21 protein-coding genes and 2 pseudogenes are annotated in these 24,095 nt (G+C 69.3%); 9 read left to right on the top strand and 14 right to left on the bottom strand.

Going from position 1 to position 24,095, the window contains the following annotated elements:
- Window positions 1-129 precede the first annotated feature (129 nt).
- Window positions 130-2,319: a glucose PTS transporter subunit IIA gene (locus FHX68_RS12965; RefSeq protein ID WP_141380182.1), complete on the bottom strand. Its 2,190-nt coding sequence runs from the start codon at window positions 2,317-2,319 to the stop codon at window positions 130-132.
- Between the two features lie 241 nt (window positions 2,320-2,560).
- Here FHX68_RS12965 and FHX68_RS12960 point away from each other — a divergent pair, with 241 nt between their 5' ends.
- The 3 genes from FHX68_RS12960 to FHX68_RS12950 all read left to right on the top strand — a co-directional run bounded on the left by FHX68_RS12960 (window position 2,561) and on the right by FHX68_RS12950 (window position 4,352).
- A complete protein-coding gene (locus FHX68_RS12960; protein WP_141380183.1) occupies window positions 2,561-3,502 on the top strand; it encodes an aggregation-promoting factor C-terminal-like domain-containing protein in 942 nt (313 codons plus the stop codon).
- 98 nt (window positions 3,503-3,600) lie between these two features.
- Window positions 3,601-4,095: a DUF1622 domain-containing protein gene (locus FHX68_RS12955; RefSeq protein ID WP_229661505.1), complete on the top strand. Its 495-nt coding sequence runs from the start codon at window positions 3,601-3,603 to the stop codon at window positions 4,093-4,095.
- Between the two features lie 86 nt (window positions 4,096-4,181).
- A complete protein-coding gene (locus FHX68_RS12950) occupies window positions 4,182-4,352 on the top strand; it encodes a CsbD family protein (protein ID WP_141380184.1) in 171 nt (56 codons plus the stop codon).
- Between the two features lie 460 nt (window positions 4,353-4,812).
- On the opposite strand, the gene FHX68_RS16185 is transcribed toward FHX68_RS12950, so the two are convergent.
- Complete coding sequence (locus tag FHX68_RS16185) at window positions 4,813-4,941, bottom strand: hypothetical protein (RefSeq protein WP_255314017.1); 129 nt, start codon at window positions 4,939-4,941, stop codon at window positions 4,813-4,815.
- A 181-nt stretch (window positions 4,942-5,122) separates the two neighbouring features.
- On the opposite strand from FHX68_RS16185, the gene FHX68_RS12945 reads away from it, so the two are divergent.
- The gene (locus tag FHX68_RS12945; protein ID WP_229661504.1) at window positions 5,123-6,247 is read left to right on the top strand and encodes a protein kinase family protein; all 1,125 of its coding nucleotides are present in this window, start codon (window positions 5,123-5,125) and stop codon (window positions 6,245-6,247) included.
- Here FHX68_RS12945 and FHX68_RS12940 read toward each other — a convergent pair.
- The 3 genes from FHX68_RS12940 to FHX68_RS16000 all read right to left on the bottom strand — a co-directional run bounded on the left by FHX68_RS12940 (window position 6,244) and on the right by FHX68_RS16000 (window position 8,193).
- The gene (locus FHX68_RS12940; protein WP_141920280.1) at window positions 6,244-7,218 is read right to left on the bottom strand and encodes an IS481 family transposase; all 975 of its coding nucleotides are present in this window, start codon (window positions 7,216-7,218) and stop codon (window positions 6,244-6,246) included. The two genes, FHX68_RS12945 and FHX68_RS12940, sit on opposite strands and share 4 nt — an antisense overlap.
- A gap of 70 nt (window positions 7,219-7,288) precedes the next feature.
- Window positions 7,289-7,939: an MFS transporter gene (locus tag FHX68_RS16005; protein ID WP_229661666.1), complete on the bottom strand. Its 651-nt coding sequence runs from the start codon at window positions 7,937-7,939 to the stop codon at window positions 7,289-7,291.
- Window positions 7,894-8,193: an MFS transporter gene (locus FHX68_RS16000; RefSeq protein ID WP_229661665.1), complete on the bottom strand. Its 300-nt coding sequence runs from the start codon at window positions 8,191-8,193 to the stop codon at window positions 7,894-7,896. Before FHX68_RS16000 ends, FHX68_RS16005 begins: the two co-directional genes overlap by 46 nt.
- Before the next feature lie 275 nt (window positions 8,194-8,468).
- On the opposite strand from FHX68_RS16000, the gene FHX68_RS12930 reads away from it, so the two are divergent.
- Complete coding sequence (locus tag FHX68_RS12930) at window positions 8,469-9,443, top strand: IS481 family transposase (RefSeq protein ID WP_141920277.1); 975 nt, start codon at window positions 8,469-8,471, stop codon at window positions 9,441-9,443.
- Window positions 9,444-9,497: 54 nt separating this feature from the next.
- Here the strand turns inward: FHX68_RS12930 and FHX68_RS16385 are convergent.
- Window positions 9,498-10,800: pseudogene (locus tag FHX68_RS16385) on the bottom strand (ISL3 family transposase).
- 246 nt (window positions 10,801-11,046) lie between these two features.
- On the opposite strand from FHX68_RS16385, the gene FHX68_RS12920 reads away from it, so the two are divergent.
- Window positions 11,047-12,399 carry an ISL3 family transposase gene (locus FHX68_RS12920; RefSeq protein ID WP_425325858.1) on the top strand — a complete coding sequence of 451 codons (1,353 nt, stop codon included), beginning with the start codon at window positions 11,047-11,049 and terminating at the stop codon, window positions 12,397-12,399.
- 273 nt (window positions 12,400-12,672) lie between these two features.
- Here FHX68_RS12920 and FHX68_RS12915 read toward each other — a convergent pair whose 3' ends face one another.
- Both FHX68_RS12915 and FHX68_RS12910 read right to left on the bottom strand, forming a co-directional pair.
- Window positions 12,673-14,238 carry a class I SAM-dependent DNA methyltransferase gene (locus FHX68_RS12915; protein ID WP_141381346.1) on the bottom strand — a complete coding sequence of 522 codons (1,566 nt, stop codon included), beginning with the start codon at window positions 14,236-14,238 and terminating at the stop codon, window positions 12,673-12,675.
- Window positions 14,239-14,392: 154 nt separating this feature from the next.
- Window positions 14,393-14,911, bottom strand: coding sequence for a zinc ABC transporter ATPase (locus FHX68_RS12910; RefSeq protein WP_229661630.1), 519 nt, complete (start codon window positions 14,909-14,911; stop codon window positions 14,393-14,395).
- Between the two features lie 336 nt (window positions 14,912-15,247).
- Here FHX68_RS12910 and FHX68_RS12905 point away from each other — a divergent pair, with 336 nt between their 5' ends.
- On the top strand, window positions 15,248-15,571 hold the full coding sequence (locus FHX68_RS12905; RefSeq protein ID WP_141381345.1) for a hypothetical protein: 324 nt from the start codon (window positions 15,248-15,250) through the stop codon (window positions 15,569-15,571).
- A 42-nt stretch (window positions 15,572-15,613) separates the two neighbouring features.
- Here FHX68_RS12905 and FHX68_RS12900 read toward each other — a convergent pair whose 3' ends face one another.
- Window positions 15,614-17,332: a DUF2207 domain-containing protein gene (locus tag FHX68_RS12900; protein ID WP_229661629.1), complete on the bottom strand. Its 1,719-nt coding sequence runs from the start codon at window positions 17,330-17,332 to the stop codon at window positions 15,614-15,616.
- 224 nt (window positions 17,333-17,556) lie between these two features.
- Between FHX68_RS12900 and FHX68_RS12895 the strand changes: the two genes are divergently transcribed.
- The gene (locus FHX68_RS12895; protein WP_141381344.1) at window positions 17,557-17,988 is read left to right on the top strand and encodes a MarR family winged helix-turn-helix transcriptional regulator; all 432 of its coding nucleotides are present in this window, start codon (window positions 17,557-17,559) and stop codon (window positions 17,986-17,988) included.
- Window positions 17,989-18,000: 12 nt separating this feature from the next.
- Here FHX68_RS12895 and FHX68_RS12890 read toward each other — a convergent pair.
- The 4 genes and pseudogenes from FHX68_RS12890 to FHX68_RS12875 form a co-directional block, all read right to left on the bottom strand.
- Window positions 18,001-18,411: pseudogene (locus FHX68_RS12890) on the bottom strand (ABC transporter permease); the annotation flags it as partial.
- Complete coding sequence (locus FHX68_RS12885) at window positions 18,393-18,758, bottom strand: ATP-binding cassette domain-containing protein (RefSeq protein ID WP_141381343.1); 366 nt, start codon at window positions 18,756-18,758, stop codon at window positions 18,393-18,395. The pseudogene FHX68_RS12890 and the gene FHX68_RS12885, both read right to left, overlap by 19 nt.
- A 19-nt stretch (window positions 18,759-18,777) precedes the next feature.
- On the bottom strand, window positions 18,778-19,860 hold the full coding sequence (locus FHX68_RS12880) for a DUF2804 domain-containing protein (RefSeq protein ID WP_141381342.1): 1,083 nt from the start codon (window positions 19,858-19,860) through the stop codon (window positions 18,778-18,780).
- An 86-nt stretch (window positions 19,861-19,946) separates the two neighbouring features.
- Entirely contained in the window at window positions 19,947-21,479 is a 1,533-nt protein-coding gene (locus tag FHX68_RS12875; protein ID WP_141381341.1) for an L-serine ammonia-lyase, iron-sulfur-dependent, subunit alpha, read from the bottom strand.
- Window positions 21,480-21,676: 197 nt separating this feature from the next.
- Here FHX68_RS12875 and FHX68_RS12870 point away from each other — a divergent pair, with 197 nt between their 5' ends.
- Window positions 21,677-23,566 carry an amylosucrase gene (locus FHX68_RS12870; protein WP_141381340.1) on the top strand — a complete coding sequence of 630 codons (1,890 nt, stop codon included), beginning with the start codon at window positions 21,677-21,679 and terminating at the stop codon, window positions 23,564-23,566.
- On the opposite strand, the gene FHX68_RS12865 is transcribed toward FHX68_RS12870, so the two are convergent.
- Window positions 23,553-24,080, bottom strand: a complete 528-nt coding sequence (locus tag FHX68_RS12865; protein WP_141381339.1) for a MarR family winged helix-turn-helix transcriptional regulator — start codon at window positions 24,078-24,080, stop codon at window positions 23,553-23,555. The two genes, FHX68_RS12870 and FHX68_RS12865, sit on opposite strands and share 14 nt — an antisense overlap.
- Between the last annotated feature and the right edge of the window lie 15 nt (window positions 24,081-24,095).

Here is a 24,095-nt window from a genome sequence, read left to right as displayed (position 1 = left end):
ACACGCCGCCCGGCGCGGCCACAACACGGCGTGTCGCCCACAATCCCTTGCAGTTGCGCCGGCGACGCCAGAACCCACGACCCACACGCGCCCGCCGCCCACCCACCGGTGGCGGGCGGCGCGCCCCCGTCAGGCCTTCTTCTGGATGTTGAGCAGCGGCTCACCGTGCGAGACCGGGCCGAGCTTCACGGGATCGACGGTGTCGAACGCGTCGCCGTTCAGCACGATCACCGGGGTGATCAGCGGATAGCCAGCCTTCTCGATCACGGCGCGGTCGAAGGTGACCAGCGGCGTGCCGGTCTCGACGCGGTCGCCGTTCTTGACCTTGACGTCGAACCCCTCGCCCTTCAGATTCACCGTGTCGATGCCGACGTGGATCAGCACCTCCACGCCGTTGTCGAGCTGCAGGCCGAACGCGTGGCCGGTCGGCTGCGCGGCGACGACCGTTCCCGCGCCGGGGGCGTAGACCGTGTCGCCTGTCGGCTCGACGGCGACGCCCGGGCCCATCACCCCGCCCGCGAAGACAGGGTCGGGCACCGTGTCGAGGCCGACCGCCGTGCCGTCGAGCGGCGACGCCACCTGTATGAGCGCGCCGACGTCGGTCGCCTCGCCCTCGCCCTTCGTCGCGAGCGCGGTCGCGGATCCCGCGGCCGCACCGGCCGCCGCTCCCCCGGCCGCTCCGGCGGCTCCCGCACCGGCACCGGGCAACAGCTCCTCGCCGCCGGCGACGTTCGACACGCTGGCGGCCTCATCGGCCGCACCTCCCGCGATGCGTGCGTCCTCGGTGGCGGTCGTCGCCCCGGCGAGCGCCGGCTCGGCGTCGGCCGGGTTCTTGTAGCCCGAGATCATGACAAGCACCATCGCCACGACGAACGCGCCGAGCACCGCGATGGCGTACAGCCCGATCGGGTTGAAGGCGGGGATCGTGAGCAGCGACGTGAACACGAACGCCTGCGTCGTGATGCCGTTCGGAAGGCCGAGAATCAGCGAGCCGATACCGATGATGAGACCGCCGGTGAGGCATCCGACCAGCATCCGCGGATAGATCCGCTTGTATCGCAGATGGATGCCGTAGAGCGAGGGTTCCGAGATGCCGCCGAGCAGACCCGCGGCGAGCGCACCCGTCGCGGTCTGGCGCATCTGCTTGTCCTTCTCACGCCAGGCGAGCACGAGCACACCCGCGGTCGCACCGAAGCACGCGAAGTTCCAGGCACCCATCGGGCCCTGGATGAAGTCGTAGCCGAGGGTCTGGATGTTCAGCAGCATGATCGCGTTGATCGGCCAGTGCAGGCCCAGCGGCACCATGAACGGGTAGGCCAGCGGAATGACGATCGCGAAGATGAACGGGGAGAAGTTGTTGATCGAGCTCAGCAGATTCGCCAGCGCCGCACCCGCGTAGACGCCGATCGGGCCGATGAGGAAGGCCGTCAGCGGGATCATGATGAGCATCGCGAGGAAGGGTACGAAGATCAGCTGGATGTTCTCGGGGATGATCTTCCGCAGACCCTTGTAGACGAGGCCGAGCACCGCCGCCATGAGCAGCGGCGGGAACACTTGGGAGCTGTAGTCGAAGATGGTCAACGGCATCCCGAACACCTGCACCGTGGTGATGTCGGAGCCCAGGAACGTCGTCTGCACGGCATCCTGGGTCTTTCCGAGGTCCGTGAAGCCGGGGAGCATGACGACGGCCATGATCGCGAAGCCCACCCACGGGTCGGCACCGATCTTCTGCGACGCGTTGTAGGCCACCATCAGCGGCAGGAAGATGAACACGCACTTCCACATCAGGTTGACGAACGCCCACGACGGCGGCAGCTCGACGCCCGGCGAGTTCCACGCGGGGATCCAGCCGAGCGTCGCCGCGAGGGCCATGAACGTGATGAACAGCGACGCGCCGAGCAGCGCACCGAGGATCGGGCGGAACGAGTCGGAGAGGAACTCGAACAGGGTGTCGAGCCACGCGTTCGTGCCGCGCGGCCCCTTGGCGCGCTCGCGCGCCTTGATGTCGGCGTCGCTCTCGCCCGCGCCGCCACCGCCGGACGCGGCCGCGCCGCCGCCCGTGCCGACACCCGCCATCACGGGCAGCGCCATGATCTCGTTGTAGACGTTCTGCACGCCGCCGCCGATGACCACCTGGAAGCGGTCGCCCGACTGCGGCACCGCTCCGAGCACGCCGGGGATCTTCTCCGCGGTGTTCTTGTCGGCCTTGTCGCCGTCTTTCAGTTGGAATCGAAGACGCGTCGCGCAGTGCGTGAGGCTCGCGATGTTGTCGGGACCACCGACCGCGTCGACGATCTCTTGTGCGGGCTCGTATGCCATGGTCTGTGCTCCCTGGTTATCGCCAAAAGTCACTCTCGCTCGCGACTCTATACCGGCCCTCGGACGGAGAGTAGAGCCCCCAAGAAGCCCACTCGGCGAGCGGCGGCACTCAGGTTCCACTCAGGAAGCACACCCGTTCCGTCCAGAAAGCGTTGTGAAGCTGTGACCTCGTGTCCACCCGAGGACGCACGCCGCCGGTTGCTCTCTGCTATCGCGGTGCTGATTCACCGGAAGTACCTCTATGCCTCGTCTGCCTTTCCGCTCTGCCACGCCCGTCCTCGTCTGCGCCGGTCTCGTCGCTGGGATGCTCGCCACCACCGGCGCGGCACTGCCTCCGAGTTCCGACACGACCGCATCCGCCGCCGCCGACCACTCCGAGCGCATCTCCGCGCCGCTGAGCTCGATGACCGAGAAGGGCGCCTCTGCGCTCGTCGACGCGCGCAACGCCGTGGCCGAGGCCCGCGCCGTGACGGCCGACATCGACGCGTCGGGGCTGACGGTGCCGGCATCCAACACCGTCGTCGACACCCGCGCGCTCGGCGTGTACATCGACAAGCTGGGCGATCTCGACATCATGCCGACGCTCCTGATCCCCGCGCTCACCACCGACGCGACCGCCGAGATCCAGAACGTGCGCATCACGACGGCGACCCTGCGCGGCCAGCTCGACGCCGCGATCGAGAAGAAGGCCGAAGAAGAGGCCGCCGCCAAGGCTGCCGCGGAAGCCGCCGCCGCCGCACAGGCTGCCGCCGAGGCCGCCGCCGCGCAGGCCGCCGCCGAAGCCGCTGCCGCTGCAGCCGCCGCGGAGGCCGAGGCGAGCTCGTCGTCGTCGTCCTCCTCTTCGTCGTCGTCGGTGCCGTCGGTCGACGTGAACGTCGACCCGGCCTCGGCCCAGGGCATCGCCCGTTCGATGATGGCCGCCAACTACGGCTGGGGCGACGACCAGTTCGCCTGCCTCGTGTCGCTGTGGAACCGCGAGTCGGGCTGGCGCGTGAACGCGGCCAACTCGAGCGGCGCCTACGGCATTCCGCAGGCCCTCCCCGGCAGCAAGATGGCCTCGGCCGGCGCCGACTGGCAGACCAACCCCGCCACGCAGATCGCCTGGGGCCTTGGCTACATCGCCGGCCGCTACAGCAACCCGTGCGGCGCGTGGGGCCACTCGGAGTCGAACGGCTGGTACTGAGCCGCCCCGCTCCTCGCACGATCCGTCGAAACGGCCCGGGTTCGCCCGGGCCGTTTCGCGTGCGCGGGCGCGCCCCGCGGGCGCGCTACATTGTGGGCGTGGCGTTCGCGAAGGGATGCCACGGGGCATCCTCGCTCCTTCGTTCCTTCCGGGCGGTGACACATGTCGGAGACGGTCGAGTCGTTCTTCACCGTGATCGCGGGGTCTTCGAGATCATCGGCGCGATCGCGATGGTGGCGGGGTTCGTCGTCGCCGTGGTGCTCGCCGTGCGCACCCTCGCCCGCAAGGAGAGCGCGCGGGCGGCCTACTTGGTGCTGCGGAACACGCTCGGCGCGGCGATCCTCCTCGGGCTCGAGGCGCTCGTCGCGGCCGATCTCATCCGCACGATCACCTCGAAGCCGTCGATCGAAGACGCGCTGATTCTCGGACTCATCGTCGTGATCCGCACGGTGCTGTCGATGTCGATCCAGATCGAGATCGAGGGCGTGCTGCCGTGGCGGCGCGCGCTGCTGACGAGCGGCGGCCAGTTGCTGGGCGAGGCGGTCGCGCGCGACCGCGCGGCATCCACCCAGACCGCGTCCGCGGATTCCTAGAGCCTGCCGCCGCCGCCGTCAACCCCCTCCCTCGCCCGGCCGCCGCGCCGTACGGTCGAGGTAATCGCGATAGAGAGGGGATCCCGATGGGACTCGACGACAAGATCAAGAACGCGGCAGAAGACCTCGGCGGCAAGGCCAAGGAGGGCTTCGGCAAGGTCACCGGCAACGAGAAGCTCGAGGCGGAGGGCGAGGCCCAGCAGGCCAAGGCCGACGTCAAGAAGGCCGGCGAGAACGTGAAGGATGCCTTCAAGTAAGCCGCTTCCCCACATCGAGAGGCCCCCGTCGATCAGATCGGCGGGGGCCTCTCGCGTGCGCTCCGGGCGGCGCTGAGCGAGGCGGGCGGCGCGTGATGGCCTGGGCAGGACGGGCAGGTCGAATCCGTGCTGCCTCTCGGGCAGCTCGGCGTCGGCGGACGGGTGACGAGGATGCCGCGCGGATCGTCGCGGCCACCGCGCGCGCCTGCGCGGGGGCAAGCGCGGTGTCGCGCGCGCCGTGCACGATCATGACCGGCGACGAGGCGTCGGGGCGGATCCGGTATGTGGGTGAAGACGACGGGTCGGCGCCGCGCGGTCCGAGATATCCGTAGATCTGCCGCGTGTCGACGCCGAGGCGATCGGCGTGCTCGGCCACCCACGCGATCACGCGGGCGACGTCGAGTTGCGACGCGGCGAACGCTCCGGCGGCGCGACGTCGGTAGTTCGCGCTGATGGCGCATCAGCCGTGTGCGGCGAGCTGCAGCAGAAGCGCCCGGCTCTCGCGACTCTTCGCGCCCTGGACGAATCCGCCGGCGTGCAGGTGCACGACGACCGGCCGCGCCGTCGCCGGGGCGAAGTCCCGGTACACGTCGAGCCGGTGCGCGCGCGTCGGGCCCGTAGCGGAGGTCGCGCCAGCGCTCGACGCCGGGGCGTCGGCGGCCGCACGGCAGCAGGATGCCGTGGCGCCAGGCGAGTCCGGATCGTGCGGCCGGCGTGGGCGATGTCGAGGGCGTCGACGCCTGCGATCGCCACCGCGCTCCGAGAGCGTCGTGGAGGTCCTTATCGAGTGCGGGCTGGGCGCGGCGGGCGCGCAACTGCACCCAGAAGAGGCCGAGCGCGACCAGCGCCGACACGGCGACGCCCGCCGCCGTCGCGGTGGGATCGGGCGCGTCGTCACTGATCACGAGCAGGGCGGCCGATCCGGCGAAGACGGCGAGCAGCACGAGCGGGATCTCGTTGCCGGTGACGGTGTGCATCACTCCGGGCATCCGCACCGCCACGACGGCGCCGAGCGGGCCTGTCTAGGCTGGTGCCTCGTGACGACGGATTGGACCGCCGGAAAACTGTCGAGAGGACAGCGAGACTTCGTGCGCGCGCACCTCGGCGACGAGATCGAGCTGGTGTCCGACATGTCGTGGGGACTGGTCGACACGCGCGTCCTTCACGTGCAAGCGGGCGCGGAGCACTTCGTCGTCAAAGCGGCCGGTCCGGACGATCATCACATCGGGCGAGAGATCACCGCCCACGAGTCCGCGACGGGCGCGCTGCTGTCGCAGGACCTGTGCGCCCGCCTGGTCGCCGCAGATCGCGAGAGCAACATCCTCATCACCACGTTCGCGCCGGGAACACTCGTCGAGGGGACGGCGGCCGAGCGCTCCCCCGAGCTCTACGCGCAGGCCGGTGCAGTGCTGCGCGCGTTCCACGGCGAGAACGGACGGCTCGATGACGAGCACGAGTCCCGCGAGACGGATCGTGCGCTCGAGCGCCTGGCGCAGGCACACCGCATCGCCGACGATGTCGTCGACCGCGTGCGCGAGACTCTGTCGGGTTACTCGCCGCGTCCGATCCTCGTGGTGCCCACGCACGGCGATTGGCAGCCGCGCAACTGGGTATTCGACGGGCACCAGGTTCGCGCGATCGACTTCGGGCGGTTCGCGTATCGCCCTGCGGCGAGCGACCTGTGCCGGCTCGCCGCGCAGCAGTGGCGTGCAGATCCACGTCTGGAGGATGCCTTCCTGTCGGGCTATGGCGGCGACCCGCGCGACCCGGAGGTCTGGCCCATCGATGTGCTGCGCGAAGCGGTCGGCACCGCGGTGTGGGCGTATCAGGTCGGTGATGAGCCGTTCGAGAAGCAGGGCCACCGCATGCTTCAGGACGCGCTCCGGCAGTTCTAGCTGTACTGACCTCGACCGTTGTTGATTCGGTCGATGGGGGTTTTGCCTCCGATGCCGAGGTGGTGCCTGTCTAGGTTGTAGTAGTCGAGCCAGGTCGTCAACCCTGCTTTTCGGTCGTCGTTCGAGCTCCAGGGGCGGGCGTAGGCCCACTCGGTGGCGAGGGTGCGGTTGAGGCGTTCGACTTTCCCGTTGGTCCAGGGGCAGTGCGGTTTGATGAACCGCTGTCGGATGCCGTGCGCGTCGACCACGGCCTTGAACGCGGCCGAGTGGCGGTAAGCGAACGCGTTGTCGCTGATGACGCGTTCGACCTTGACGCCGAGGCGCGCGTAGAACGCGATCGCGCGGTCGAGGACGCCCGCCGCGGTGGTGCCTTTCTCGTCGTCGTGGATCTCCGCGTAAGCAACTCGGGAATGGTCGTCGATGACGGTGTGCACGTAGTCGTAACCCAGGCCCCGCTTGCGCGCAGGACGTTGCCCGCGGCCATGCAGACGCCATCCGCCGCCGTCGGGGATACGGCCGAGTTTCTTCACATCAACGTGGATCAGGGACCCGGGATGATCATGCTCGTAACGCTGCGCGGATCGGCGGGTCGCGCGGATCACGGACCCCGTGACCGGGTCCAGCTCCCGCAGCAACGGCACGTGGTGGCGGCGCAACACCCTACCGACCGTTGAGGCCTGCAAGCCGAGCTTGTCAGCGATGAACACCGGCCCACGCCGAGTGAGGTGCCGCATGATCCGCACCCTCGCCTCCACGCACGCTTTGGTCTGGCGAGGGTGGGAGCGGGCGACGCTGGAACGATCGATCAGGCCCGCCGGGCCGCACTCCCGGAACCTGCGCCACCACCGCCACGCGGTCGTGCGGGAGATCCCCATTTCCGCGGCAACATGCGCGACCGCACGCCCCGACTGGATGCGCTGAACCATGATCAACCGGCCGGCCGGAGTCAGCCGGGCATTAGCGTGAGACAAGAGAGACCTCCGTGCGTTTGAGCTGAAGAACTTAGACAGCTCCAACTCGACCCCGGAGGTCTCTCCTACGTCAACAACGATCTGGGTCAGTACATCTAGCACCGCGACGCCAACGGCTTCGCCGTGGCGGCGCCGAGCAGGGGGTCAGGCTGCGGTGTCCTCGTGCCGCGCGTCTCGGAGCGGGGAGAACACGATGACGAGGGCGGCAATGACGAGCATGCCAGGCTCCGATGCCGAACGTGGCCTGGAAGCCGAGGAGCGTCATGAGCAGGCCCGTCAGCAGGGTGCCGAAGAAGAATACGACGCGGTTCACGGTACGGATCGTGGAGTTCATGCGCCCTTGGATGCCGTCGGGCGCGACCGATTGCCGGTAGGAGATGTCATTCGTGTCTTCGATGCCCATCGCGAGGCAGTAGACGAATTGCGCGACCGCGACGATGACCAGCACGACGGCGACGCCGGTGTCGGCGGTGAGCGGCGCGAGCGCGAGCACGAGCCACGGGATCACGACCAAGACTCGGCCCAGAAGGATCGCCTTGCCGGCGCCGAGCCGCACGCCGACACGGGGCGCGATCATCGCACCGACGAAGCCGCCGACGCCCCCGGCCGTGAGGGCGACGCCGAACGCGCACGAGGGGAGAGCCAGCTCACGAAGGACGAAGACGGCGAAGGCGGTCACGACGATGCTGTTGCCGAGGAACCACACGTGCACCGGCTCCATCGATCCATCAGTGCGCCGACAATCAACCCGAGGAAGAGGTACGGGACTACACCGAGGGCGTTCAGGACGCTGATCTGCAGGGGGGTGGCGTTCACCACCGTGACGATGAGGACCTGAAACGCAACACCCGCGATCGCGCCGCCGAACGCGCGGATCGTCGTCGCGCTCCAGAAGTAGGCGAACGGCGGATGACGGAGGATCCCACGCGACCGCTCGGGAGGTCCGGATCTGACCGAAGCCCTCTCGTCGTTCACGCTATCGAGCGTACTCAGCACCCAGCTGGCGACACCGAAGGAACACCTGGTCCGACGGCGCCACCCCCACGACATCAATGGCACGGGCTACAGAATCAATGTCCTCGGACAGCCGAACTGTTCGACGCCACGCACTTTGGCATCGCGATCGCTGGGCTTTTCGGGCTCTGCGCATTCTAGGTGTACTGACCCAGATCGTTGTTGACGTAGGAGAGACCTCCGGGGTCGAGTTGGAGCTGTCTAAGTTCTTCAGCTCAAACGCACGGAGGTCTCTCTTGTCTCACGCTAATGCCCGGCTGACTCCGGCCGGCCGGTTGATCATGGTTCAGCGCATCCAGTCGGGGCGTGCGGTCGCGCATGTCGCCGCGGAAATGGGGATCTCCCGCACGACCGCGTGGCGGTGGTGGCGCAGGTTCCGGGAGTGCGGCCCGGCGGGCCTGATCGATCGTTCCAGCGTCGCCCGCTCCCACCCTCGCCAGACCAAAGCGTGCGTGGAGGCGAGGGTGCGGATCATGCGGCACCTCACTCGGCGTGGGCCGGTGTTCATCGCTGACAAGCTCGGCTTGCAGGCCTCAACGGTCGGTAGGGTGTTGCGCCGCCACCACGTGCCGTTGCTGCGGGAGCTGGACCCGGTCACGGGGTCCGTGATCCGCGCGACCCGCCGATCCGCGCAGCGTTACGAGCATGATCATCCCGGGTCCCTGATCCACGTTGATGTGAAGAAACTCGGCCGTATCCCCGACGGCGGCGGATGGCGTCTGCATGGCCGCGGGCAACGTCCTGCGCGCAAGCGGGGCCTGGGTTACGACTACGTGCACACCGTCATCGACGACCATTCCCGAGTTGCTTACGCGGAGATCCACGACGACGAGAAAGGCACCACCGCGGCGGGCGTCCTCGACCGCGCGATCGCGTTCTACGCGCGCCTCGGCGTCAAGGTCGAACGCGTCATCAGCGACAACGCGTTCGCTTACCGCCACTCGGCCGCGTTCAAGGCCGTGGTCGACGCGCACGGCATCCGACAGCGGTTCATCAAACCGCACTGCCCCTGGACCAACGGGAAAGTCGAACGCCTCAACCGCACCCTCGCCACCGAGTGGGCCTACGCCCGCCCCTGGAGCTCGAACGACGACCGAAAAGCAGGGTTGACGACCTGGCTCGACTACTACAACCTAGACAGGCACCACCTCGGCATCGGAGGCAAAACCCCCATCGACCGAATCAACAACGGTCGAGGTCAGTACATCTAGATCGACGCCATTAGTGCCCCGCACGAGGCACCAGCACCCCCGGAAAATCAAGCCTCAACGATCCTCAACCCGCGAAATCACCCGACGGTGACACGATCCAGGTTCGATGAGCCCGTTCACGGCCTCGGTGCCGCCGTTGGATGAGCGTCCTGTCGCCCAGTAGGCCAGGAACGCGGCTCGCCACTGGGTGAGGGTGCGGCCGAGGCGGGCGATTTCGGGGATCGGGCAGGACGGGAACGATTCGAGAACCTTCTCGGCGATCTTGTGCCCTTCGACCAGGTTGGGGTGCCGGTAGGCGTCGCGGAGCTGCTGGGCGGCGTGCCAGGCGACTTCAACTTCAACGTGCTCCTCTCTCGTCGCGAACGCCGCGTCGAGCCGGGACCGCTGCCTGTCGGTGAGGCGCTCCCGTCCGGCGCGGAGGATGTTGCGGATCCCGTAGAGCGGATCTCCCTTGCGGCCGCGATGTCCGAGGGTGTCTTGCTGGACGCGGCGACGGACGTCATCAACCGCGGCGGTGCCGAGCTTGACGACGTGGAACGCGTCCAGCACCGCGGTCGCGTCGTCGAGTTCGTCGTCGAGGGCCTTCTTGTAGCCGGCGAACGGGTCAAGAGCTGCGATCTTCACCCCGGCACGGAACTGCTCGTCCCGCTCCTTGATCCAGTCTGCGTACGCCTTCGAGGATCGACCTGGCACCAGGTCCAGCAGTCGCGCCCGCACGCGTCCCGTGGCGTCTCGGGTCAGGTCGACCATCCCGGTCAGCTCCTTCGGACCGCGCCCGCCGTCGGCGACGGGCTTCGTGGACACGTGATGCCACAGGTGCTCGTCCACGCCGAGCACCTCGACGCCATCGAACCGGCCAGGGTCCTGCTCGCGGCGCTGTAACTCGGCCTCCACGTGCGTCCAGACCGTGCGGCCACGCGACGCGCAGCTGCCGAGCGACACCGCGCACTGACGCGTTCTCGCGGCGCATCTGCACCACCGCCCACGCCACCGCGCGAGCCGTCAGCGCTTTGTTCGCCGCCGCGACGGCCGGGTTCTGCTCCGTGAATGAGCGCACCCCGCACCCGTCCTGGCGACACCGCCAGCGGCGCTTGCGCCACCGGACCCGAACCGGAGTACCGCCCATCGGGGCGTCCGTCAGAACGAGCACCTTCCGTCCCGCCGACTCCGCGACCACTCCGCACTCAGGGCAGCCGACCGGACCCGGCGGCGACTCGGCATCGATCACGAGCACGCCATCGCCGCGACGCTCGACCCCGGCCACCCGGAGCCCGTCGAGTCCGACGAGCAGGTCGCAGCGATCACAGTAGACAGCAGAACATGGGCGCGCGGCGGCGCAGCGCGTAGCATCAGGCACGGGTCGAGGTCTCCGGACGAACAGGTTGCTTGGTCGCTACCGATCCTCCGGGCCTCGACCCACCTCACCCCGTCACGCCACGCCCGAGCGCCTCACCCCACCCAGAATGCGCAGAGCCTATCTGGCTCTTCGGACTTTAGGTGGGGGTGGGTGATGTGCGGGGCCGCGTGGTGACGGGGTGGGGCGGGTCGAGGCCCCGAGGATCGGTAGCGATCAAGCTTCCTTTCCGTTCGGAGACCTCGACCCGTGCCCGATGCTACGGGGTGCGCCGCTGCGTGCCCGTCTTCTGCTGTCTACTGTGATCGCTGCGATGTGCTCGTCGGCCTCGGCGGGCTGCACGTGGTGGCTGTCGAGCGCTGCCGCGACGGCGTGCTCCTGATCGACGTCGAGTCCCCGCCGGGGCCGGTCGGGTGCCCGGGGTGCGGGCAGGTCGCCGAGTCGCGGGGCCGGAAGGCGCTCGTGCTGGTCGATGCGCCGATGAGCGCCGCTGCGGTGCGGGTCCGGTGGCGCAAGCGCAGGTTCCGGTGCGCTGATGAGGCGTGCCCGAGGGAGTCGTTCACCGAGCAGAACGCTCTGGTCGCCGCGCCTCGCGCCAAGCTCACGGCCCGAGCGGTGATCTGGGCGGTGGGGCAGATGCGGAGGGAGAACGCGTCGGTGCAGGGCGTCGCCCGCCAGCTCGGGGTGTCGTGGCGCACGGTCTGGCGACACGTCAGGCCGGTGCTCGAGACGCGCGCCGCGGACGGGTCCCGCTTCGACGGGGTCACCACGCTCGGCGTCGACGAGCACCTCTGGCACCACGTGTCCACCAGACCCGTCGCCGATGGCGGGCGGGGTCCGAAGGAACTGACCGGGATGGTCGACCTGTCGCGCGATGCGTCCGGGCGGGTGAGGGCCCGCCTGCTGGACCTCGTGCCCGGGCGCAGCGCGAAGGCCTACGCCGACTGGCTGCAAGAGCGCGGGCAGGAGTTCCGCGACGGGGTGCAGGTCGCGACGCTGGACCCGTTCGCCGGCTACAAGAAGGCCCTCGACGACGAGCTCGACGATACCGTCGCGGTGCTCGACGCGTTCCACGTCGTCAAGCTCGGCACCACCGCGGTCGATGAGGTCCGCCGCCGCGTCCAGCAAGACACCCTCGGGCACCGCGGACGCAGAGGTGATGCGCTCTACGGGATCCGCAACATCCTCCGCGCCGGGCAGGAACGACTCACCGACCGGCAGAAGGCCCGGCTCGATGCCGCGTTCACGCAGCGCGAGGAGCACGTCGAGGTCGACGTCGCCTGGCAGGCCGCGCAGCAACTCCGCGACGCCTACCGGCATGCCGACCTCGCCACCGGGCGCAAGATCGCCGAGCACGTGCTCGAATCGCTCCCGACCTGCCCGATCCCCGAGATCGCCCGACTCGGCCGCACCCTGCGTCAGTGGCGGGCCGCGTTCCTGTCCTACTGGGATACCGACCGGTCATCCAACGGCGGCACCGAGGCCGTGAACGGCCTCATCGAACTCGCCCGCCGCGTCGCCCGCGGCTTCCGCAACTACGACAACTACCGACTCCGCATGCTCCTCATCGCCGGCGGCCTCGACCCCACCACCCCCACCTAAAGTCCGAAGAGCCCGATTCCGGAACGATCGCTCTGCGACCGACAGTCCCCTTAGTCGTAAGGAGAACATCTCCGGCACGTGAAAGCTTGACGCCGATCACGTCCCGGTATTCCTCGCCGATTCGATCTTCCGACTTGGGAGCCAAAAAGCCATCACCGATCTCGGCGACTCTGAGAATAGGGATGCCCGATGGTGCCAGCTCAGCCTGCTTCGTGCGGTACCCGTCGTTCAAGATGAGTGTCCCACGCTGAATCAAATCAGCGAACGTTGTCGTCATGCTTTGAGTCCCGTGAGGCGTCTCCGGACTTCGGCCTCAAGAGCATGCCCACGCTCGAACTCGGCCAGTAGTTCGCTGGTGAGACGCTCGATCTTGTCCGCGATCGGCTCGTCGTCTTCCTCGGCCTCTTCCGTGCCAACATACCGGCCCGGCGTCAGCACGAAGTCGTGCTCCGCAATATCGCTCAACGTCGCTGCCTTGGCGAACCCAGCGACGTCCTCGTAACCGCCGTCGTGGTTGCGCCAGGCATGGTAAGTGCCCGCAATCTTCTGGACATCGTCTTCGCTAAGCACTCGCAGCCGACGAGACTCCATCCTGCCGAGCTTCCGCGCGTCGATGAAGAGAACTTCACCGCGACGCTCACGGTGCCCGTTGCCGTGGCGGTCCCTACTCACAAACCAGAGTGAGACGGGGATCCCGGTGTTGAAGAACAGCTTGTCGGGCATCGCGACGATGCAGTCCACGAGCTCGGCCTCAACGAGCTTGCGCCGGATCTCACCCTCGCCCCCGCTCTTCGATGACAGCGACCCGTTCGCAAGTACAAAGCCTGCCGTGCCCTTCGGGCTCAGGTGATAGATGAAGTGCTGCACCCATGCGAAGTTGGCGTTGCCCTGCGGCGGGGTGCCGTACTTCCAGCGCGGATCGTCGGCGAGCTTCGCGTCCCACCAGTCTGAAACGTTGAAGGGAGGGTTGGCGATGACGAAGTCGGCGCGCAGGTCGGGGTGCAGATCTGCGGTGAACGAGTCGTCGGAACGCGGCCCGAGGTCGGCCTCGATGCCTCGAAGCGCGAGGTTCATCTTGGCGAGCTTCCACGTCGTGTCCGTGAACTCCTGCCCGTAGACAGAAATGTCGGTGCGCTTGCCACCGTGCGCCCGCACGAACTCCGCGGACTGCACGAACATGCCACCAGAGCCAGCCGCAGGGTCGTAGACACGTCCCTTGTACGGTTCCAGCATCTCGACGAGCGTCTTGACGACCGAACGGGGCGTGTAGAACGCTCCGGCGTCCTTGCCAGTCTCCTTGCCGGCGAACTGCCCGAGGAAGTACTCGTAGACGCGACCCAGCACGTCGTCCGCACCGTGATCGTCGGTCGCGGTGAAGCCGATGGAGCCGATAAGGTCGACCAACTCACCGAGGCGACGCTTGTCGAGACCATCGCGCCCGTAGTTGCGCGGGAGCACGCCGCGAAGCGATGGGTTCTCCTTCTCGATGAGATCCATAGCCTGGTCGATCTGCTGCCCGATCTCGGATTGCTTCGCGACTGACTGGATGTATCCCCACCGCGCCAACTCCGGCACCCAGAACACGTTGTGGCTGGTGTACTCGTCACGGTCCTCGAAGAAGGAGGCGAGTCGCTCGGGCTTGATCCCCTCGGCAACCAGCTCACCCTCAAGGGCACTGCGACGCTCTTCGAAGCGGTCGGAGATGTACTTGAGGAACACGAGCCCGAGCACGACGTGCTTGTACTCGCTCGGCTCCTGGTTCCCACGCAGCTTGTCGGCGGCCTCCCAGAGGGTCTGCTCCAGAGACTTCTGGGGCTTCGGTTTCGCTACTCGGGCCATCTCATACTCTCTCGACGGAGCACCGTAGCTCCTGACTCTCACTACACGGGATGAATGTCACGTTATCGCGACGGGCGGACGTGGTCCGGGATGGACGTCGCGCGTGGCGAACGGGCAAGCGGTGGGTGCCACCTTCTCGCTGACTGATAAGCGCTCACGCGTCGGGGGCTGGGTCCCGCTCGTCGCCGAGCTCGACCCCGAAGCGATCGGCGACCTCTGCGCGCGGTACCTCGCGCATCCCGGCGCGTTCACGCGCGATGATCTCGACCTCACGATCATCGATCGACTCGATCAGGCCCGCTACGACATGATGCAGATCGCCGTCGCTCAGCGCGGCGAGTCTTGCGATCTCCGCTGCGGCGTCGGCGAGCGAGTAGAGACGCACCCAGGGATGCTCACCGTGACGCGCGACCACGACCGACTCCCGCGTACAGGAGTGGCCGTCGCCTGCGACGAGCCAACGCTCCTCTCCCCCGGCGGTGATGAAGAAGTCGACCACGCACTCACCGCACGGCATCTTGTAGACGCCGGGCTCGGATGGCGCCGTCTCCCTGGCGCGCTCGATCATCACCCTGATTGATGCGTTCGCAATCCTCTGACTGGCCTTTGACCCGCATTGCGACCTCCCGATTCCGAACCGAGTAGTTTCGCATCTGACGTCGGAGATGTCCACGCTGTCATCGAGTCCCGTCGACTCCGACGAGAGCGCGAGGTGCGCGTGGATGCAAGTTTCGGGCCCCGAGAGTCGACTATTGGGCTGAAAGATCCGGCGCGGAGGCTGGCAGTAGATCGCCAAGGTCAACACTCAGAAAGATAACGACGAACGCTTGTGGGCCGTTACCTTTCCGTTATAGAGTGCTCGCACGGTAGTTGTTTTGCTGTGGCAGCTGCCGACATGTGATTGCAGGACACTCTTGGTGCAAGGGACAAGGGCCGGTCGGATGCCTCTCCGACCGGCCCTCACTCTGTCGCCCGGCGAGTGACGGACCGGGTGTGATGGACTGAACGCATGAGCGACCTCTCGATCTCCCTCACCCTCGACGGCGCGCCCGATCTGCCGAGCGCACCGCTCCAGGCGCTCTACCGCATCACGGGGCGGTCGACACCGGAACTCCGCCGCTCGATCCTCGCCGGCGAGCCGCTGTTCACCGCGGCGCTCTTCGGCCGCGAGCACATCACAGCCGCCCCGCGGCTCGAGAAGACGATCGCGTTCCTCACCGAGCACGACCTCGGCTTCTCGCTCACCAAGACGAGCGACGGGGTCCACACCCCGATCGACCTCGCCACGCTCCGCGAGATCCTCGAGCCCGGCGCGGGGCTCGCCGGCGCCTGACGCCGGAGTCCGCGCGCGCCCCGGCATCCAACGCGCCGCGCGTCAGACGCCGCCGCCTCCGCCGCCGCCACCGCCGCCACCGGCAGATCCGCCGCCGCTCGATCCGCCGGTCGACGATGACGATGAAGCCGCCGACGACAGCGACCCGATGCCCGACGAGAACGACGACGCGTCGAACGGCCCGGTGCCTGCGAACCAGTACGGCCCCGTCGCCCCGACCGCCGTGTAGAGCGCGGCGAGCTGGCGCGACCACTCCTTCTCCTGCCCGAACACGACGGCGTACGGCAGCAGCCTCTCGTACAACGCCAGCTTCTGGCGCGGGTCGTCGACGTCGACCGGCACGCGCTCCGCGCCGCTCGGCGACTGCAGCACGCGGATGCGGTCGGCCTCGGCCCAGCCGATGAACTCCTCGAGCCCGCGCAGGTGGTCGCGTGTGTCCGCGCCGCGCGTGGTGAGCGGGCGCCGCGCCACCAGAATGCACACGATGACGACGAGGGCACAGGATGCCACGATCACCGCCACCGGCGCGAACGCATGCGTTCCCCGATCGATCGCCGCCGCCCCGAACACGAACGTGAGCACCGCCGACAGCCCCGTTATCAGGATCGGCCACAGCCGCGTGCCGGTGGGCACGGTGCGGCGGAGCCCGCGCGTGGTGAGCTCGCGATCGGCCGCGGCGAGGATCTTCTGCGCCGCCGCCGAGAAGCGCGTGTCCTGCCGCCCGAACGCGTACTGGTCGCCGGGCCGCCCCTGCGGAAACAGCCCGTCGAGCAGCATGCGCCCGTCGCCGTCGGCGCGCGACGGGTCGACCAGCTCGGCGGTGAGCTTGGGCTTGCCCGTCCAGCTGCGCCCGCCCTCGACGATGCGGATCGAACCGGCGACCGACTGCTCGAGCACCTCGGCCGGAATGCCCTTGTTCTGCCACCCGAGCAGCACGGCGCTCTCGAGCGCGTCGACCGTCGCCGGCGGATCGTATTCGGCGATGATCGTCGGCTGTCCGGGCTCATCGGCCAGCGGCCCGCGGCGGGCGCGCACGGCCAGCACGGCCCCGCACAGCGCGCCGACGCCGGCGAGCGCCTGCAGCCATCCGAACGGCGTCGCGAAGTACGAGCCGTCGAACGCCGCGAAGGTGCCCGGTGTGAACCCGACCGCCATCGTGAGGGTCTGGTGCGGCGCGAGATCCTGCGCCGTGGCCGTGACCACCGCCCCGCCGCCGGCCTCGTCGGTGCGTGTGATCGAGGCACAGGCATCCGTCGCCCCCTGAGAGCCCTGATAGCAGGCGAACCTGCCGGTGAGCCCCGCGGCGAGCTCGGGCGACAGGTGCAGCCGCGCGGTCACGGCGCCGAAGGGCTGCGCCCACTCGATGCCGTTGACATCCCAGAAGAACTCGAGCCCGGTGTCGGGAAAGTCGTAGGTGACGTTCTCGAGCGTGTAGGTGATGACGTAGGTCTGTCGGCCGTGCACGTAGCCGGCGGCGCGCGAGACGACCGAGAACTCGTCGTCGACGTCTTCGACCTCGGATGCCCGGGCGTTCCCGTTCTCGTCGGTGATCGACTCGAGGTGCGCGCGCAGCGGCCGCCCCTGGTAGGTGTCGGGGATCGCCCGGCGGATGCCGCGGTTCTGGTCGGTCTCGGGGAAGACCGCCACGATCGTCTCGACCGCGCGCAGCCGGCTCGTGCCGTCATCCGCCCGCGTCAGGGTGTAGTCGGCGTCGAACGAGTCGAACGTGAAGTCATCGACCCCGGCCGGTGCGGCGTCCACCGGAGCGACGGTCGCGTGCGACGAAGACGACGTGACGGATGCCTGGGCCGCAGGCGCCGGTCGCAGCAGCGCCGTCAGCAGCAGTGCCGCGACCGCGCAGGGCCGGCAGCCATCCCCGTGCCCCGACGGCCGCCGCCATGATCGCCCGCATGCGCCCCATGCGACCACCCTCCCACACGCGGCGCGCACCGGGCGTGTCGCTGACCGCCACTAAAGTTGACGCCATGACCGATCGCCGCCTCGCCGTCGCCGCTTGGGAGAGCCTGTTCCGCGCACAGCACGAGGTCCTCCAGGAGATCCGCGACGACTTCGGCGACGATGACCTCACGCAGGCCGAGTACGACGTGCTGCTCACCGTCACCCGGGGCGAGGGGCACGCCGCGCGCCTGCGCGACGTGACCGCCAACATGCTGATCAGCCAGCCGAGCGTGTCGCGCCTGGTCGACCGGATGGTCGCACGCGGACTCATCAGCAAGTGCCCCGACCCGCACGACGGGCGCGGAGCCATCGTGCGCGCCACCGATGAAGGCCTCCTCGCCTTCCGCCGCGTCGCGACCACGCACGCCCGCTCGATCGCCGAGCGCATGTCGGTGCTCTCCGACGCGGAGCTGACCGAGCTGCAGGGCCTCACGACGAAGCTGCGCGGCACCGCCTGATCCGGCCGGCGACTACGGGGTGCGGCGGCGGAGGGTGAGCGACGCCAGCACGAGCGCGCCCGCAGTGAACGCGGCCACGACGAGCATCGGCCGCCACAGGTCCCAGCCGTCGTCGCCCGCCGCGACGGCGGCGACCGCGTCGATGGCGTAGCTGAGCGGCAGCCAGTCGCTCACGGCGTGCAGCACGTCGGGCATCTGGTCGCGGGGCATGAACAGCCCGCCGAGGATGATCTGCGGGAACACGATCAGCGGCATGAACTGCACCGCCTGCAGCACCGCGACGAGTCCGAACGCGAGCGCGTATCCGACGATGAAGTCGCCCCTGCCGAGCGGCGTCGTCATGAGACGTTCGAGGGTGCCGCTGCGACGCTCGCGCAACGTCGTGATCGAGGTGACGAGGAACATCACCACGAACGGGAAGAGTCGAGCGCGCGATCGACGTCGCCGCGCGGTGCGCCGAGCAGCCGCGCGAAGTAGCGCAGGTTCTGCCGGACGGTGAGGTCGCCGTATACCGGCGAGCCCTGCGTGCCGTAGGCGACACGGCGACGCAGGGCCGGGCTGCCCGCGGGCGCCCCCAGCACGGTGACGGTGCCCGCGGCGACCTGCTGCACGCCGACGATCGATCGCATCAGCGTCGTCTTGCCGCACCCCGACGGGCCGAGCAACCCGGTGATGGTGCCCCGCGGGATGTCGAGGTCGAGCCCCGCGAACACGTCCGCTCTGCCGCGGCGCACGCGCAGCCCGCGCACTTCGATGGCCTGCTCGCTCATGCGCTCAGCGCAGACCCGCTCACCACCGGTTGTGCACGTCTCCGGCGAAGCCGATCAGGCCGGCGAAGGCGACCTCGTGCGTGCCCGCGGCATCCGGGGCATCCCCGTCCGCGGCGTCCGCGGCCGTCCAGGTGAAGGTTCCCGTCCACTCGCCGAAGCACTGGTCGGTGCGCGAAGAGAGGATGCCGAGGTTCATCGCCGACCGTTTGTCGTAGAAGGGGGTGAACGTGGCATCCAAGCCGCCGCCGGTCACCCGCCAGGGCTGGAGCGGCGCGGCGAGATCGTAGCTCCAGCGCACGGGTGTCGAGATCTTGTGGAGCACGCCGCCGACGATGACGGCGTTCTCGGTGGCACCGGTGCCGTCGGTCCACCGGCCGCCGACCTGCAGGCCGATGCTGCGGCCGTCCGGGAGCACTCCCGCGCCGGCGCCCCAGTTCCAGGCGACGTCGTACGGCCAGCGGCCGCGCCCGTGGTCGAGCACCGCCCACGAGCCGGCGGGCACGTCGTGGCGCACGCCCTCGGTCGTGATCGTGCCCGACGCGGGAAGGGCGACGTCCTTGACGGTGTACTGGAACCGCCGCGTCGACCACGGCACGACGACGGCGAGACAGTCGTGGTGCGCCGGGCGGGTGACGGTGATGTCGAACGAGGCATCCGGGATCGCAGCGTGCAGCCGCCAGACGCCGCCGTCGCCGGTCGGGGTGACCGTGATCGCGAGGTCTTTCGCGTGCGCGATCGCGATGCCCCCGCCGAGCGAGCCCGGCAGCACCATGTCGCGCGAGGGGATGACCGTCGCGCCGCGCCCCCACGAGCGCTCCGAAGCGCGTTCGAATACCCACACCTCGTGCACGGCGGCGTAGTCGAGAGAGGAGATCGTGAGCGCCACGATGTGGGTGGGCGTGATGACGTTCCAGTACTCCCAGCGCTTGTTGCGGCCCCAGCCGTGGCGACCGCCGATGCCGGACGTGTCGACCAGCGGCGAGCGTGCGAAGCCGACCGCCGCGAGGTTGAGCCGGCCGTTCGGCAGGGTCAGCGAGACGGGAGCGGTGAGCTCGCGCTCGGGCGTCACGGCGGGCGCGGGGAACGGGTCGGGGGCGGTCATCGGCATCCTTGCTGACGGCTCGGTTCGGGTGATCCGAGTCTAGCGAGAAGCCGATGGCCGCCCCGGACGGGCCGCGGTCGTCGCGCTCAGCACTCGATGACGTTGACGGCGAGACCGCCCTCGCTCGTCTCCTTGTACTTGTGCGACATGTCGATGCCGGTCTGGCGCATCGTCTCGACGACGGCGTCGAGCGACACGAAGTGCTCGCCGTCGCCGCGCAGCGCGAGGCGCGCGGCAGTCACGGCGGTCGACGCGGCGATCGCGTTCCGCTCGATGCACGGGATCTGCACGAGGCCGCCCACGGGATCGCAGGTGAGCCCGAGGTGGTGCTCCATCGCGATCTCGGCCGCGTTTTCGATCTGCCGGGTGGTGCCGCCCATCACGGCGGTGAGGCCCGCGGCAGCCATCGCGCACGCGGAGCCGACCTCGGCCTGGCATCCGCCCTCGGCGCCCGAGATCGAGGCGTTCGCCTTGAACAGCGAGCCGAGCGCGGTCGCCGTCAGCAGGAAGCGACGGATGCCCCGGCGCCGGTTCGCCTCGGCGACGTCGCCCGCCGCCTCACCGAGGACGAGGGGCGCCACGGCCTCCGCCGCACCCGGGTGCAGGCCCAGCAGCGCCGAACCGACGAGCTCGCCGTACGGGGTCACCGCGTTCTCGGCGCCGAGCCCCGAGTCGGCGAGGAAGCGCCACCAGTACATCGCGACGGCGGGCACGATGCCCGCCGCACCGTTGGTCGGTGCGGTGACGACGCGGCCGCCCGCGGCGTTCTCCTCGTTGACGGCGAGCGCGAACGCGCCGAGCCATTCGCCGGGCAGCTCGCGTCCGCCACCGGCCTCGGCCTGTTCGAGCTGCTCGCGGATGAGGCTCGCGCGGCGCTTCACCTTGAGCATGCCCGGCAGCACGCCGCCGACGTGCAGCCCCGCGTCGACGCACGACGACATGGCATCCCAGATCGCGTCGAGACCCGCGGCGATCTCGTCTTCGCTGCGCAGCGCCTCCTCGTTGCGGCGGGCCACCTCGGCGATCGTGAGCCCGTGCTCGTCGCAGAGCGCGATGAGTTCGGCGGCGTTCGAGAAGCGGAAGGGAAAGGCATCCACGGCGCGCGGGCGGGCATCGGATGCCACGACGTCGCTCTCGCGCCGGATGAACCCACCGCCGATCGAGTAGTAGGTCTCCTCGAGGAGCACCGCCCCGGCCGGATCGAGGGCGCGGAGGGTCATCGCGTTCGGGTGGCCGGGAAGGCGCGTGCGCGGCGCGAACTCGATGTCGGCCCGCGCGAACGGGACGGGCGCCGCGCCGTCGACGAGGAGGGCGTCGCCGTCGGTCCAGTTCGTCCACGCTCCGCGCACGAGCGCCGGGTCGACGGTCTCGGGCTCGTGGCCCTGCAGCCCCGCGACGACGGCGTCGGGCGTGCCGTGGCCGATGCCGGTCGCACCGAGCGATCCGTACAGCACGCACGTGATGCGGGTGAGGGGCCCGAGAGCGCCGCCGGATTCGACGCCGAGTGCGACGGTGCGGCGCGCGAAGTCGCCGGCCGCCCGCAGCGGACCGACGGTGTGGGAGCTCGAGGGGCCTACTCCGATGGAGAACAGCTCGAACGCCGAGACGTACGCACTCACTCGATCAGCCTACGCAGGGCCGCGACGGCGCAGGCCGCGGCACACTTCTGGTCTCACTCCTTCTGGAAGGCGACGATGCCGACGGTGTTGCCCTCGGTGTCGCGCACGACGACATCGCGGAGGGTCGCAGGGCCACGCGGCGTCGCCGCCCGCACGTAGGCTGATACCAGGCACGGCGACCGGCGGAGGGAGAGCGCATGACCGCACTGACCACGCTCCAGGCCGACCGGGGGGCCGCGCTCGCCGCGGCCGAAGCAGCGGGCCGCCTCGACGACGCCTTCCTCGACCGGTTCGACGCGCAGTTCCCGCGCCTGCACTCCCTGTTCACCGAGCTCTACGGCGCGCGCCCCGACGGTCAGGAGCAGCTTGCCGAGACGGTGGCCGTGGCATCCACGGCATGGAATCTGCGACCGCTCGAGCTGAAGGCGCGCGACGCGTTGCGCGAGGCCGATCCGGCGTGGTTCCAGTCGGAGCGGATGCTCGGTGGCGTCTGTTACGTCGACCGGTTCGCGGGAAACCTCGCCGGCATCCGGGATCAGATCCCCTATTTCCGCGAGCTCGGCCTGACCTACCTGCACCTCATGCCGCTCTTCGACGCCCCCGAGGGCGAGAACGACGGCGGGTACGCCGTGTCGAGCTACCGGCGGGTCAATCCGAGTCTCGGCACGATGGAGCAACTCACCGAGCTCGCCGCCGACCTGCGCACCGCGGGCATCTCGCTCGTGCTCGACTTCATCTTCAACCACACGAGCGACGAGCACGAGTGGGCACGGAAGGCCGTGGCGGGCGACCCGGACTTCGAGGACTTCTACCTCATATTCCCTGATCGGGATATGCCCGACGCCTATGAGCTGACCACGCGCGAGATCTTCCCCGACGACCATCCGGGATCGTTCGTGCAGCTCGAGGACGGACGCTGGATCTGGTCGACCTTCTACCACTATCAGTGGGATCTCAACTACGCGAACCCCGCGGTCTTCCGCGCGATGGCGGGCGAGATGCTGTTCCTCGCGAACCAGGGCGTCGAGGTGCTGCGGATGGATGCCGTGGCGTTCATCTGGAAACGCCTCGGCACCGCGTGCGAGTCGCTGCCCGAGGCGCACCTCCTGCTGCAGGCGTTCAATGCGGTGCTCGCGATGGCCGCGCCCGGCATGGTGTTCAAGTCGGAGGCGATCGTGCACCCCGACGAGGTGATCGCCTACATCTCGCCCGACGAGTGCGAGCTCTCGTACAACCCGCTGCAGATGGCGCTGACCTGGGAGGCGCTCGCGACCCGCGACGGACGGCTCCTGCAAGACGCGCTCGAGCGCCGACACGCGCTGCCGGCGGGCACGGCGTGGGTGAACTACGTGCGCTCGCACGACGACGTCGGGTGGACGTTCGCCGATGAGGATGCCGCGGCGCTCGGCATCGACGCGTTCGCGCACCGGCAGTTCCTCAACCGCTTCTACACCGGCCGGCATGACGGCTCGTTCGCGCGGGGCGTCGCCTTCCAGGAGAATCCGGCGACGGGCGACGCGCGCGTTGCGGGCACCACGGCGTCCCTCGCCGGGGTCGAAGCGGGCGATGCGGCCGGCGAAGACCGCGTCGTGCTGGCGCACGCGCTGGCGCTGTCGACCGGAGGCATCCCTCTCCTCTATCTCGGCGATGAGGTCGCGCAGCTGAACGACTACTCGTATGCCGAAGACCCGCTGCGCCGCGGCGACAGCCGGTGGGTGCACCGCGGCAACCGTCCGCGCGACCGCTACGCGCAGCGCACCGATCTGTCGACGCCGGCGGGGCGGATCCACCGGCGACTCACGAAGCTCGTCGCGGCGCGGCAGCAGTCACCCGAGCTCGCCGGTAACGCGCTGATCGGCTTCCGCACGCCGCACCCGTCGGTCGTCGGGTATCAGCGGCCGGGCGAGGACACCCGCGTGCTCGTGCTCGCGAACGTCGGGGATACCGAGGTGCAGGTCGACCCGCTGACGCTGTCGGGGTTCGAGTCGGCCGCGTTCGACCTCGTGCACGACACCGAGGTCGACCTCGAAGAAGGCCTCGCGCTGCCGCCGCACGGCTTCGTGTGGCTGCGGGTCAGGGTGCGGTAGGCGCCGCCGGGGTCTCGTCGTCGCGCGCCGCGGGCGGCCGGCTCGCGACCATGCGGCCCTCCGGGTCGATCCGGGCGAGCACAGCGACGGCGGCGTCGCGCAGCTGCTCGCGCTGATCCGCGTCGAGGGCGTCGAACACGAGGCTGCGCACGGTCTCGACGTGACCCGGTGTCGCCCGCAGCACGACGCGGCGCCCTTCCGGGGTGATCACGACGTCGACGCCGCGCGCGTCGGTGGTGCGGCGCTCGCGGGCGACGAGCCCGCGGCGCTCGAGTCGGCTGACGACGTGCGAGAGGCGCGGCATGGTCGCGTTGGTCATCGAGGCGAGCTCCTTCATCTGCAGCCGGTGGTCCGGTGAATTGGTGAGCATCGACAGGGCGAAGTAGTCGAAGTGCGTGAGGTCGGCGTCGCGCAGCAGCTGGGCGTCGAGCTCCCGCGGCAGGAGCTCGAGCAGGGCGGCCACGGGGATCCAGGTGGCGAGTTCATCGTCGGAGTAGAACCGCGGGGCATCCATGCCCTCAGTCTAGGA

Origin of the sequence: Microbacterium lacticum (assembly GCF_006716815.1) — a bacterium.
GTDB classification, from domain to species: Bacteria; Actinomycetota; Actinomycetes; order Actinomycetales; family Microbacteriaceae; genus Microbacterium; species Microbacterium lacticum.
Note: the sequence above shows the minus strand (reverse complement) of the source record. Positions and strands in the feature narration are given on the sequence as shown.